The following is a 12,785-nucleotide window of genomic DNA, read 5'->3' as shown; positions in this document are numbered from 1 at the left end:
GACACTGACGCTCTTTTTAATGAATCTGTTAATCGTGATTGGAAATCTTGGTCCCCTTAGGCACAATCGATAACATATCGAAATCGAGATATGCGCCGATACAGATGGAGATAAACAAGATGGCAACGACCCAACCAAATGGGGTGCCCATCAGAAGGACTTTGCCAGCCGCGCCCGGGAAGAACCAGCGCAGGACGTAGGTGGAGGCAAAAGCTAGCACGACGTCGATTAAGTAGTTTAAAATCTGCTTTAAAGCCCGCGCTTCTTCGAGCATGAAGAAGCGGACGCTCAAGTGAATGAACTTGGATGTTGTGTACTTACCGAGGATTCGCAGCGGCCGTTCTAGCGGAATCTTGGCGAAGAACAACAATGTTGCCCCCACAACTGCCCCGATCAATGAGCGCCACCAGCTGTCACTATGTAAAACTAAGGCATTATAGGCAATCCCAATCATGACTTGGGCGCTCACGTATGGAATTACAAAGAGGAACATAAATATAAATGTTGCTTTTCGATTTGTCATAAACAACCCTCCAGTGGCTATTATACCATGTTTATATTGCTAGCAAAAAAGTGTTGACCCTTACGCCACGTCAGCCCTTATGCTGAATTTGTGGGGCAAAAAGATTGAAGGTGATGATATGTACCAAATTCAAGCGCTAGCCAAAGTCGCCGGTGTTTCCGTGCGAACGTTGCGCTACTATCACGAGATTGGACTCTTAGTGCCACAAGTGGCACCAAACGGGTATCGCCAGTATAGCGAAGCGGATGTCGATACGCTGCAGCTGATTGTCATGTATCGGCAGCTCGATTTCAGCTTAGCACAGATCAAGCAGCTACTGACCACACCAGCATCCAAACGGCTTGCGCGACTCAAAGAACAACAGGTGATCATTGCGGCCAAGCGCACCGAATTGGATCAAATCAGCCAACAGTTAGCCGCCACGATTCATAATCAAGAGGAGGCACAACAGATGTCAGATAAACAAAAATTCGAAGCGTTTAAGCATGCCCAAATTAAGGCCAACGATGACCAATACGGCGCTGAGGTAACTGCTCGCTTTGGTTCGGAACAAAAACGAGCAGCTGACCAACATTTCGGCCAGCTCACCCAAGCGCAATATCAGCAGATGCAAGAGGCAGAACAACAACTTACCGCAGCGCTCAAGACTTATTTGGCGGCGCCCGCATTGCCGAGCGCTGCCGCTGAAGCCGCATTTCAGGCGCACCGGGACTGGTTACAGGTAGCCATGCCCGATTACACGCCACAGATACACCAACAACTAGCAGCGATGTATGTGGCCGATGAACGCTTTGGCAAGTACTACACGAAACTTGTTGGCGATCGGGATGCCGCCGTTGCCCTTGAAGCCATCGTCAGCTATTACACCAAAGCTTAATTCAGTGGTTTACTCATTGCCCGGTGAGCAATGCCGGCATCCATGAATTCTGGCCCGAATGCGTGATAACAGAGCCGTTCATAGAAGGGCAGGGCACTCAGCTGCGCGTTTAAGTGTAGTTCTGTTGCACCGAGTGCTTTGGCAGGCGCTTCCATGGCGAGTAATAATTCTTTAGCGAGGCCCTGGTGGCGAAATGCCTTCATTGTCGCGACACGTTGAATGTGATTCCCATCGATCAATCGAGCCGTTACGACCGGCTGTTGATTCAAATAACCAACAAAATAAATGGCTTTGGCCTCATCGGCGTCGATCTCAAGTTTGGGGTCGACGCCTTGTTCATTAACGAAGACGGTTTGACGAATCATCAAGGCGTCCCGGTAGGTCTGTGAATCGAGATCCTGAGTAGTTTTAATGTCGAGCATACAGTGTCCCTCCTAGTGATTTTGATGGAATATTGGTATGATAAGCTTAGTTTGATATGGAGGCAACCGGCATGTTCAATAAAATAAGACAATCCAAGCTGATGTTTTGGTCCGTCGAGGCACTGGTCATCGTCGCACTGATCATCGGTTTGAGCAATATTTCGTTTGTATTCGCGCCAGTGGCGACATTTTTTCTCGACCCTTTTGATTCCCATTTTGGCCGCAGGATTTCTGTACTATCTTTTCAATCCGTTGGTCAAACTCTTAGGTAAACTACATATTCCTCGCAATGGGGCCATCGCCATCATCTTTCTGGCCGTGTTCGGTGGCATCGTCTTTATCATCGCCGCCGTGATTCCAAACCTGATCAATCAGATCAGTCAGTTGATTACGAGCTTACCCTCGATGTTTAGAAAAATTGCGGGCATTCGCCGAACAAGCCTCACGTTACAACTGGTACAAGCAACTCGGCATCCAGAACTACATCAACAGTATTGATATTCAGCCTGCCAAAATGCTCTCGCAGGTGCTGGGTGGCTTCTCCAGCGGACTACCCGGGATTATCGGCTCGGTTGCCGGTACGGTGATTGCGGTCATCACGATTCCGGTGCTGCTGTTCTATATGTTAAAGGATGGTCATTTACTGGTACCGAGTGTGCAGAAGTTCTTCCCAGACCGTTACGCTGACGAAATCGCAGTCGTGTTTCAACGCATGAGCGATACGTTATCGCATTATATTGCGGGGCAAGCGATTGAATGTTTATTCGTCGGCACATTTACCTTCATCGGTTATCTGATTATCGGGATGCCGTATGCCTTCTTGCTGGGGTTCATTGCCGGTGTCTGCACGATTATCCCTTACCTCGGCCCCTATATCGGCATTATGCCGGCACTCGGGGTGGCCTTTACCCAGGGCTGGCAAAAAGCCGCGCTGGTTGTGATTGTGGTCATCATTGTGCAAATGACTGATGGGAATCTGATCTATCCAAACGTGATTGGTCGCTCGCTCGATATTCATCCGCTAACGATTATTATCTTGTTGCTGATGGCCGGTAATCTGTGGGGCTTATTGGGCACGATTCTGGCGGTTCCTGTCTATGCCGTGCTGAAAACAGTCCTGACTTACGTGCTGGAATTATATCGTTTCCACCGCAGTCAGCCACAATTACCTGAACCAAATGACGATTCCGAATTGAAAAAGTGACCTGTGCTTGATATACTTAACGTTACGAATAAGAAAAAGATTTAAAAAGCGGGAGCGCGTGGCCCCCGCTTTTTTCAGGAAAGGAACGTGTTGTTGAAATGGGTGCTGACCCGGATAGTTCGATATGGGGACAGTTGTTGTTAATTGTTATTCTCACATTAATTAATGCTTTCTTCGCGGCGGCCGAAATTGCGGTTGTCTCGTCAAGTAAGGTCAAAATGGAGGCGCAGGCAAAAGCGGGCGATAAGCGGGCTAAGGCGCTATTGAAGGTCATGGGTAATTCCGGTACTTTCTTGGCAACCATCCAAGTCGGGATTACTTTTGCAGGCTTCTTTGCCTCCGCTTCGGCGGCAACAACCTTGGCTGGTCGGCTCGCACCAGTATTTGGTGATGCGCCATGGGCCAGAGAAGTTGCCATTTTGATTGTGACCATCCTACTATCATACGTGTCACTTGTTTTCGGGGAGTTATATCCCAAACAACTGGCATTACAAATGACCGAACGGGTTGCTAAGTTCAGTGTGACGCCAATTCGTTGGCTGAGTGCTATCATGCGACCATTTATCTGGTTGTTATCCATCTCAACCAAGGCGCTGATGAAATTGACGCCCATCGAGTTCAATAACGATCAAGACACCATGACGCGAGACGAGATGGTGTCGATGATTGAAACCGGTAAGAAGTCCGGTGCGCTTGAAGACGATGAATACGAGATGTTCGAAGGTATTATTTCACTGAATAAGACCATGGCCCGGGAGGTCATGGTACCGCGTCCCGATGCGTTCATGATCGATGCGGATGATTCTGATGCCGATAACATCGATGCCATCTTGAGTGAAATTTACTCACGGATTCCGGTCTTTAAAGAAGACAAGGATCACATTGTCGGAATCGTGCACATCAAGAACTTACTCAAACAGGCGCGTCAAATTGGTTTTGAACACTTAAAGATTGAAGACGTCATGACCGAACCTCTCTTTGTGCCTGAAACCATTAGTGTCGACGATCTGTTGACCGCGATGCGTGTCAAGCAACAGCAGATGGCTATTCTGCTGGATGAATACGGTGGCGTGGTTGGTCTGGTCACGATTGAAGATTTGATTGAAGAGATTGTCGGGGACATTGATGATGAATCCGACCAAGCTGATCTGACCTACACCAAGACGGGGGAACGCACTTATCTTGTCGCGGGTCGCATGACCATCAGCGATTTCAATGATGCGTTTGGTACCCAATTGGAAGATCCCGATGTGGATACGATTGCCGGATACGTCATTACCCAATTAGGCGCGATCCCATCAAACCATCATCAAGAGACACTGTTTATTGGGGATGGCCTCAAAATCACAACGGGGCGCGTTGAAGGCTCACGGTTGTTGAACGTCCATCTGGAATTGCCTGAGCACAAGCCAGTGGTCCAAACAGACTAGCCAGCGCGTTTTGAGATGGCTATAATAAATAGTAGTGTGCAGTGTGATCACTGCCGTAGAGAGGGTTGTGACGAAACCGTGGGCTTTGTCGCAACCCTTCATGCTGTCAATCAGCATGCTGATTGTGAGAAAGGATATTTTTTAAATGAAACCAAATGAACTCAAACAAGAAGTGAGCAAGCGGCGGACGTTTGCGATTATCTCTCACCCCGATGCCGGGAAAACAACCATCACCGAACAGTTATTGCTGTTTGGGGGTGTGATTCGAGAGGCCGGAACCGTTAAGGGGAAGAAGTCCGGGCACTTTGCCAAATCTGACTGGATGGAAATTGAAAAGCAACGTGGGATTTCCGTCACCAGTTCCGTGATGCAGTTTGATTATCAAGGCAAGCGCATCAATATTTTGGATACCCCAGGGCACGAAGATTTCTCTGAAGATACCTATCGGACGCTGATGGCGGTGGATGCGGCGGTCATGGTTATCGACTCCGCCAAAGGGATTGAAGCCCAAACCAAGAAACTGTTCAAGGTTGTTAAGCAACGCGGGATTCCTATTTTCACCTTCATGAACAAGTTGGATCGCGATGGGCGCGAACCACTCGACTTAATCGCAGAGCTCGAAGAATTACTCGGAATCGAAGGCTATGCCATGAACTGGCCAATCGGGATGGGTAAGGGGCTGAAGGGTCTCTACGACCGTGCAAACTCACGGATCGAGCTCTACCGGCCTACAGATGATGGCCAACGGTTCTTACCGCTCAATGAAGCCGGTGAACTGGCCGAAGATAATGCATTGGCGGAAGACTCAATTTACAGCCAAACCCTTGATGATATTGAATTGTTGAGTGATGCGGGGAACCAGTTTGACCTCAAGAAAATCATGCAGGGGGATCAAACGCCAGTCTTCTTCGGGTCCGCGTTGACCAACTTTGGGGTGGAAACGTTCCTCAATAGTTTCGTTGAATTCGCACCAGAACCCGGTCCACATAAGACCGAAGCGGGTGATGAAATCTCACCTGTTGCGCCAGAATTCTCAGGGTTTGTCTTCAAAATTCAAGCGAATATGAATCCGGCTCACCGCGATCGCATTGCTTTTGTACGAATCGCATCGGGTGAATTTGAACGTGGCATGGATGTGACACTGAATCGGACGGGGAAGGCCATGCGCCTGAACAATTCAACCGAATTCATGGCTGACAGTCGTGAACAGGTCACAACAGCGGTTGCCGGTGATATTGTCGGCCTGTACGATACAGGTAATTTCCAGATTGGGGATACCATCTATCAAGGCAAGCAACCGATTCAGTTTGAGAAGCTGCCACAGTTCACACCTGAATTATTCATGCGTGTCACCGCGAAAAACGTGATGAAGCAAAAGTCCTTCCACAAGGGGATGCAACAGTTGGTCCAAGAAGGGGCCATTCAATTGTATCGCACCTATAGCACCGATGATTATATTCTGGGTGCTGTCGGGCAATTGCAGTTTGAAGTGTTCCAGTACCGTATGGCGCATGAATATAACTCTGAAGTTGTGATGACGCCAATTGGCTCACGGACGGCACGTTGGATTGACCCAGATCAACTGGATGAAAAGATGAGCAGCTCACGTAATCTGTTGGTGAAAGATGTTCAAGGCGAACCGCTCTTCTTATTTGAAAATCAATACGCTGAGCGCTGGTTTGCGGACAAGTATCCAGACGTGAAGCTGACGGCAAAGCTATAAGCACCGCAATGATGTTTAGGCAAAATAAAAGCGTGATGACTGGCCCGTTGGGTTGGTCATCACGCTTTTTGGTTGTTATTGATTATGCCTCGAAGGCATCTTGATTGACTTGTTGACGCAATTGCTGCGCTGCTATGAAAGGTGGAATCAGTGCGATGTAGGCCGATTGAATCCATTCACCCGTACTGAGTTGATACCAAACACTATCGTTGGTTAATCGCGCCTGGCGGACGAGAACAACCTGTGTTTGGTGCGGAATCCGAGTCAAAGGGTTGCCATAAGGTGCGCTCCAGATGGTCGCTCCTTGTTGCGTACTGTTGACCGTGGCATATTCGCGAATCGTCGAGGTGTCTTCAGCGAACTCGAGTGCAGGTGTTTCTGGTGAGCCCAAGACATAACTGTATGGATTGTCGGATCGAGGGGTGGTGTACTTAGAGGTAATCCATGAGGCACCGCCTAAGTTTAACCAAACCTTCCCATTGGTGGTTTCACGTGCAAAAGCGAACACTTGCCAAATTGAGTGCGCTGGTAATTCCGTGTTGAGCGCAATGTCGCCTTGAGGTTCCCGGTACACCGGTTTCGCCCGATCCAATTCAACGAAGGTCACTTGTTGAGGTTGGTTGGTTTCCAGTTGATTCAACTCATATTCAAAGTGAATAGTTTGACTGTGAGCTTGAAACTGACCGCGTTGCTCAACCGCGCCCTGCAAGTGCTGGCGCTGACTGGGAAGTGACTCCGCAACGAACACGTATTGATATTGCCGAGCAACATCTCAGGTGGCGCAATCAGGTCACCGTATGAGTTGCGATGGTAGATGATAACGGGTGCCGCGAGGCGTTCTTCATACATCAAAATGATGGTTTGATTGGCACGATGAAATTGGTCGGTGAAGCCAACAACTTCACTCATGACCCGGCCCTCAAATTGCCGCCATTCGAGCTTGAAGGGTTCATCAATCTCGCCGTGATAATCAATCGGTTCAGCTAACACTTCATCTGAATAGCGATCACGAAATTGGACCGTGATGCGGGCCACACGATCAGGTGTTGCAGTGGGGGCCGGCTGCTGTGGTTTCGGTGTGACTACCGGTGCTGTTTCAGCACGAGCGGGTTGATGACTCGATTCATGTGGTTTCGGTGGCGTGGGCACGACAACATCAGCTTCCTTTTTGAAAAATGAATAACGCGTTCAAATAAATTCATACGGAACTTCCTTTATGTAGTCGAGACTGGCGGGATGCCCAACAGTCTCTTGATCGCAAACGCGGCGGTTTACGGCGGGAGAACTTAGACTTCAACGGTTGGTGTTGGGACGGGGACAGACACTTCAGCGAGATGATGGCCCATAATCACATTGGCTTGTGAGCGATCAACGCTTAATAGCTTGTCGAGTGTGAAGTCAATTTCTGCCGGCTGAATGTTGCGCTTGTCATTGGTGAACAGTAATTCGCGATGCTTCAATGCTTCGGAGAACACCACTGTGGTTTGACCAAGTGAGAACACCTTCACAAATTGAGCATCCGTATGCGCGAGTTGTTGAGAGACAAGGTGAGAGAAACTATTTGTTACATCGATAAGTCGCATAATATCGCTCCCTTCAAAGCAGAAACCTAAAAGTTATCTTCATTATAATGCAAACCGCTTGCATTTCACAATCTTAAGGGTGTATAGCGACAAAAAAGAAGGTGTTGCAACAAAACCAATGCGGTTTGTTGCAACACCTTCTATTCAATGTCTAGTTATTGTCTGCCTTAGCGGGCTTGGTTGCTGCTTCAGCTTCGGTAATGGTAATATCGCCGTTACTGATGCGTGCTTCAAGTTGCTTAGCAGCTGGGTGATCGAGATAGAAATCAGCGACACGATCTTCAATCTGTTCCTGGATAACCCGACGTAATGGTCGTGCACCCATGGAAGGATTAAAGCCGAGTTCAACTAACTTCTCCTTAACAGGTTCGGTCACATGAATCTTCAATCCTTGATCAGCGATGGTGTCATTGGTCTGATTAATCATCAGGGAAACAATCTTCATCAGGTTGTCCTTGCTGAGTGGACGGAACTCAATGATATCATCGAACCGGTTCAAGAATTCAGGCTTGAAGTAGTTGCCCAATTGATCGAGCACACTGTGCGTTGTGCCTTCGCTTGCTGCCCCGAAACCAACACTGGCTTCAGAATCGGTTGCACCGGCATTAGAGGTCATGATAATAATCGTGTCCTTAAATGAAACGGTACGACCTTGGCTATCGGTTAAGCGGCCATCGTCAAGAATTTGTAAGAACATATTCATCACGTCCGGGTGCGCTTTTTCGATTTCGTCCAGCAAAATCAAGCTGTAAGGATTCCGCCGTACTTGTTCAGTCAATTGACCGGCTTCTTCATAGCCAACATAGCCAGGAGGGGAACCGATGAGCTTAGACACACTGAATTTTTCCATGTACTCAGACATGTCAAAGCGAATCATTGAATCCTGTGAGCCAAACAGTTCTTGAGCGAGTTGCTTAGCTAACTCAGTCTTCCCGACACCGGTAGGACCGACGAAGAGGAAGGAGCCGATTGGCCGACCAGACTTGTTAAAGCCAATCCGATTCCGGCGGATAGCGCGAGCAACCTTATCGACAGCGGCATCTTGCCCAATCACATGAGCTTCGAGGTCGCCAGCAAGGTTCTTCAATTGCGCTTGTTCTTGCGCCTTCAATTCACCAACAGGGATATTGGTCTTTTGTTCGACAATCTTTTCCATGTCCTTTTCGGTCACAGTTGGCATGTCTTCCTTGGCCATTGTCTGTTCATGCTTTTGCATGTCTTGTAACTTGGTAACTTGATCGCGATAGAATGCTGCCTTTTCATAATCTTCAGCCTTCAAAGCATCTTGCTTTTGCTTTTCAGCATCATCAATCTTGTTTTGAAGGGTTTGAGGATCAACGGCAGTAATCGTTAAGTTCTTCTTTGACCCAGCTTCATCGAGTAAATCGATGGCCTTATCAGGTAAGAACCGATCTTGGATATACCGGTTGGAAAGGGTAGCAGCCGCCTTGATGGCCTCAGCCGTGTAGTGAACATGGTGATAGTCTTCGTAGCGAGGCTGAATCCCCTTGAGGATGGCGATGGTTTCGTCCACAGTAGGTTCATCGACCTGAACGGGCTGTAAACGACGAGCCAACGCGGAATCTTTTTCAATTGTCCGGTATTCATTGCTTGTTGTGGCCCCAACTAATTGGAGTTCACCACGCGCGAGTGCTGGTTTTAAGACATTACCTGCATCCATGCCGCCTTCAGCGTTACCGGCGCCCACGATTTCGTGGATTTCATCGATAAACAGGATAATGTTTGTATTCTTCTTCAGTTCATCCATCAGTTGTTGCATACGTTGTTCAAATTGACCCCGGATTCCGGTGCCTTGAACAAGTGAAACGACATCCAGGCGGATCACTTGCCGGTCTTGTAATTTAGAAGGAACATCGCCATTTGCGATCTTCAAAGCTAAACCTTCGACAACGGCAGTTTTACCGACCCCGGCTTCACCGATGAGAACAGGGTTATTCTTGGTCCGGCGATTTAAGATTTCAATCACGCGAGCAATTTCATCATCACGGCCGATCACGGGATCAATTTCGCCACGCTTAGCCTGATCGGTTAAGTTGACGCCAAATTGATCTAACAGACCATTGCCGCCTCGGTTGCCCCGATTATTGCGGCCGCCACCACCATTATTGCCGGCTTGTGTCGCAGGTCGGTTAGGTTGTTGGCTTTGTGGTTGTTGATCCATGCCCTGATTCATTGCGCGAAAGATATCATCCAAGCTACCGAAACCAAATGGATCGTTAGATGCATTTGTTGGATTCATAGTGCCTCCTGCTTGGTTTTTGAGAAGTTGATAACAACTTTGGCAAAGATTGATTTCTTGCCGTTCACCATTCACATTCGTTGTTAAGTGGATGGTCGCTGGGTTTTGATGACAATTCTCACACAGCATTGGTTGGTCACACCCTTTCGCTTTTCAGTATAAAAGTCAGGTCAGAGAATGTCTGACCTTTTTTGACCATGAACAAAGTATACACCCATCAGAATAAAAATCAAGCACTCGACACTCGAGAGTGCTAACTTTTTTAAAAATGGCTTGTCTTACTACTAAAGACACTCTAACATAGAGGTCAAAAGGGGGCGAAAACTTTGACTCAAGATTATGCCGCATTATTGGATCAACTGCGTGACGGCAGTATTGACTCACTCGAGGTCCAACCAGAAGAATTTATGGCATTTCGTGCCGTCTGGACCAACTACGCCGCCAGAAAAGAAATTGTTGGAACGGCGCAACGCAGTGGGGTTATTATCTACCGGTACCAATCGAATGAAAGCGGATAATTTTCAAAGAAAGGCTTGTCTGGCGCTTTTAAAAATGGTAAGGTTTACAAGAACCGGATATCCAGCGATGGATTCGGAAAAAGAATGTCTATCTAAAAGGAGCAGATTAATCATGGAAAAACGCGAATTTAATGTTATTGCAGAAACAGGTATCCACGCACGCCCAGCAACATTATTGGTACAAACAGCTAGCAAGTTCAACTCCGACATCAACCTTGAATACAAGGGCAAGTCTGTGAACTTGAAGTCCATCATGGGCGTTATGAGCTTAGGTGTTGGCCAAGGTGCCGATGTGACTATCTCTGCCGAAGGTGCTGACGAAGCTGATGCAATCGCAGCAATCGACGAAACCATGAAAAAAGAAGGTTTAGCTGAATAATGACAAAGCAACTCAAAGGGATCGCCGCTAGTGATGGCATCGCAACAGCGAAAGCCTACATGTTAGTGCAACCCGATTTGTCATTTTCGAAGGCATCAATTGATGATCCAAAGAAGGAAATCGATCGGCTGCACAGCGCGTTAGATCAAAGCAACGCAGAACTCAAATTAATTCGAGAAAAGGCTGCGGAATCACTGGGCGAAGAAGAAGCTCAAGTGTTTGATGCTCACATGATGATTCTGGCTGACCCAGAATTCACCGGTGCGGTTGAAAGCAAGATTTCCGATGACCATGAGAATGCTGAAGCTGCCCTTAAGGACGTTTCAGACATGTTCATTGCGACATTTGAAGCAATGACTGATAATGCATATATGCAGGAACGCGCGGCTGATGTTCGCGACGTTTCAACCCGGGTATTGGCACATCTTTTGGGCGTGTCATTGCCTAACCCAGCGCTGATTAATGAAGAAGTGATTGTGATTGCGCATGACCTCACACCTAGTGATACGGCACAACTCAATAAGAAATTCGTTAAGGCGTTCGTTACTGATATTGGCGGCCGGACTGCACACTCTGCAATCATGGCGCGTTCACTCGAAATCCCAGCTGTTGTTGGGACACAAAGCATCACCCAAGACGTCAAGGATGGCCAAATGGTCGCTGTTGATGGCTTAACCGGTGATGTTATCGTTGAACCAAGTGCTGACGACATTGCACGTTTCCAAAAGGAAGCAGATGCATATGCAAAGCAAAAGGCCGAATGGGAAACCTTAAAGACCGCTACCTCCATTACCGCTGATGGTAAGCACTATGATGTTGCTGCTAACATCGGGACACCTAAGGATCTTGATGGTGTCTTAGCCAATGGTGCTGAAGGGATTGGTCTTTACCGGACAGAATTCTTATACATGGATTCTGCGGAATTACCAACCGAAGACGATCAATTTGAGGCTTACAAGAAGGTTCTTGAAACCATGAGTCCAAAACCCGTTGTGGTTCGGACAATGGATATCGGGGGCGATAAGCATTTACCATACTTACCACTTCCCGAAGAAGATAACCCATTCTTGGGCTACCGGGCTATCCGGATTAGTTTAGATCGGCAAGATATCTTCCGGACACAACTGCGCGCACTCTTGCGTGCCAGCGCGTTTGGGACATTGCGGATTATGTTCCCAATGATTGCAACAATCCAAGAATTCGAAGCTGCTAAGGCTATTTTCTTGGAAGAAAAAGCTAACTTGCAAAAGGATGGCGTCAAGGTTGCCGATGATATTCAACTCGGGATCATGATTGAAATTCCTGCTGCAGCTGTTTTGGCAGATCAATTCGCCAAGCACGTTGACTTCTTCTCAATCGGGACCAACGATTTAATCCAATACACGATGGCTGCTGATCGTGGTAATGAACATGTTTCTTACCTCTATCAACCATATAACCCTTCTATCTTGCGTCTGGTCAAGCATGTTATTGACTCCGCACACAAGGAAGGCAAGTGGGCTGGTATGTGTGGGGAAGCCGCTGGCGACCCAATCATGGTACCAATTCTGCTTGGAATGGGCTTGGACGAATACTCCATGTCCGCAACTTCTGTCTTGAAGATTCGGAGCTTGATGAAGCGTCTTTCAACAGCAGATATGGCTAAGTTAGCCGATCAAGCATTGAACGAAAGCATCTCAAACGATGAAAACTTGGCTTTAGTCAAGAAGACAACTGATCAATAAGAATAAATGGACGCGCTGACTTTGTTGGCGCGTCTTTTTTGAAGTTGTGACAAAAGACGTTTTGAGATTCAATCCTAGTTAATCCTGATTCCCAATCTTTTGGAACACGATTAATCTATTTTGTTCTGAAATTGAAACTTAA

Annotated in this window: 12 protein-coding genes and 1 pseudogene; 7 read left to right on the top strand and 6 right to left on the bottom strand. The window is 47.6% G+C overall.

All coding sequences use genetic code 11. From position 1 onward, the window contains the following. Positions 1 to 28: 28 nt before the first annotated feature. Positions 29 to 523, bottom strand: a complete 495-nt coding sequence (locus JCM17471_RS09790; protein WP_054777730.1) for a hypothetical protein — start codon at positions 521 to 523, stop codon at positions 29 to 31. Between the two features lie 118 nt (positions 524 to 641). Between JCM17471_RS09790 and JCM17471_RS09785 the strand changes: the two genes are divergently transcribed. Next, the gene (locus tag JCM17471_RS09785; protein WP_056992915.1) at positions 642 to 1,400 is read left to right on the top strand and encodes a MerR family transcriptional regulator; all 759 of its coding nucleotides are present in this window, start codon (positions 642 to 644) and stop codon (positions 1,398 to 1,400) included. Here JCM17471_RS09785 and JCM17471_RS09780 read toward each other — a convergent pair. Then, entirely contained in the window at positions 1,397 to 1,822 is a 426-nt protein-coding gene (locus JCM17471_RS09780; RefSeq protein ID WP_054777728.1) for a GNAT family N-acetyltransferase, read from the bottom strand. The two genes, JCM17471_RS09785 and JCM17471_RS09780, sit on opposite strands and share 4 nt — an antisense overlap. Positions 1,823 to 1,893: 71 nt before the next feature. Between JCM17471_RS09780 and JCM17471_RS09775 the strand changes: the two are divergent. From JCM17471_RS09775 to JCM17471_RS09765, 3 genes and pseudogenes are all read left to right on the top strand, one after another. After that, a pseudogene (locus JCM17471_RS09775) lies at positions 1,894 to 3,026 on the top strand (AI-2E family transporter). A 98-nt stretch (positions 3,027 to 3,124) separates the two neighbouring features. Then, positions 3,125 to 4,456 (top strand): hemolysin family protein, encoded by a 1,332-nt coding sequence (locus JCM17471_RS09770; protein ID WP_054777727.1) that lies wholly within the window; start codon positions 3,125 to 3,127, stop codon positions 4,454 to 4,456. A 145-nt stretch (positions 4,457 to 4,601) separates the two neighbouring features. Continuing rightward, entirely contained in the window at positions 4,602 to 6,179 is a 1,578-nt protein-coding gene (locus JCM17471_RS09765) for a peptide chain release factor 3 (RefSeq protein ID WP_054777726.1), read from the top strand. An 82-nt stretch (positions 6,180 to 6,261) separates the two neighbouring features. On the opposite strand, the gene JCM17471_RS09760 is transcribed toward JCM17471_RS09765, so the two are convergent. From JCM17471_RS09760 to JCM17471_RS09745, 4 genes are all read right to left on the bottom strand, one after another. Then, complete coding sequence (locus JCM17471_RS09760; RefSeq protein WP_054777725.1) at positions 6,262 to 6,819, bottom strand: hypothetical protein; 558 nt, start codon at positions 6,817 to 6,819, stop codon at positions 6,262 to 6,264. Continuing rightward, on the bottom strand, positions 6,816 to 7,328 hold the full coding sequence (locus tag JCM17471_RS09755) for a hypothetical protein (protein ID WP_054777724.1): 513 nt from the start codon (positions 7,326 to 7,328) through the stop codon (positions 6,816 to 6,818). Before JCM17471_RS09755 ends, JCM17471_RS09760 begins: the two co-directional genes overlap by 4 nt. A gap of 137 nt (positions 7,329 to 7,465) precedes the next feature. Then, a complete protein-coding gene (locus tag JCM17471_RS09750) occupies positions 7,466 to 7,762 on the bottom strand; it encodes a DUF1827 family protein (protein WP_054777723.1) in 297 nt (98 codons plus the stop codon). A gap of 151 nt (positions 7,763 to 7,913) precedes the next feature. Beyond that, on the bottom strand, positions 7,914 to 10,151 hold the full coding sequence (locus JCM17471_RS09745) for an ATP-dependent Clp protease ATP-binding subunit (RefSeq protein ID WP_082395287.1): 2,238 nt from the start codon (positions 10,149 to 10,151) through the stop codon (positions 7,914 to 7,916). 197 nt (positions 10,152 to 10,348) lie between these two features. On the opposite strand from JCM17471_RS09745, the gene ykzS reads away from it, so the two are divergent. The 3 genes from ykzS (at position 10,349) to ptsP (ending at position 12,643) form a co-directional block, all read left to right on the top strand. Beyond that, positions 10,349 to 10,540, top strand: a complete 192-nt coding sequence (ykzS, locus tag JCM17471_RS09740) for a protein YkzS (RefSeq protein ID WP_054777721.1) — start codon at positions 10,349 to 10,351, stop codon at positions 10,538 to 10,540. Positions 10,541 to 10,652: 112 nt separating this feature from the next. Next, positions 10,653 to 10,919: a phosphocarrier protein HPr gene (locus JCM17471_RS09735; RefSeq protein ID WP_054777720.1), complete on the top strand. Its 267-nt coding sequence runs from the start codon at positions 10,653 to 10,655 to the stop codon at positions 10,917 to 10,919. Beyond that, the gene (gene ptsP / locus JCM17471_RS09730; protein ID WP_054777719.1) at positions 10,919 to 12,643 is read left to right on the top strand and encodes a phosphoenolpyruvate--protein phosphotransferase; all 1,725 of its coding nucleotides are present in this window, start codon (positions 10,919 to 10,921) and stop codon (positions 12,641 to 12,643) included. Before JCM17471_RS09735 ends, ptsP begins: the two co-directional genes overlap by 1 nt. The last annotated feature ends 142 nt before the right edge of the window (positions 12,644 to 12,785 follow it).

It is taken from the genome of Lacticaseibacillus saniviri JCM 17471 = DSM 24301, from assembly GCF_001311785.1.
Taxonomy (GTDB): domain Bacteria; phylum Bacillota; class Bacilli; order Lactobacillales; family Lactobacillaceae; genus Lacticaseibacillus; species Lacticaseibacillus saniviri.
The sequence above is the reverse complement of the archived record's forward strand: the minus strand, read 5'-3'. Positions and strand labels throughout refer to the sequence as shown.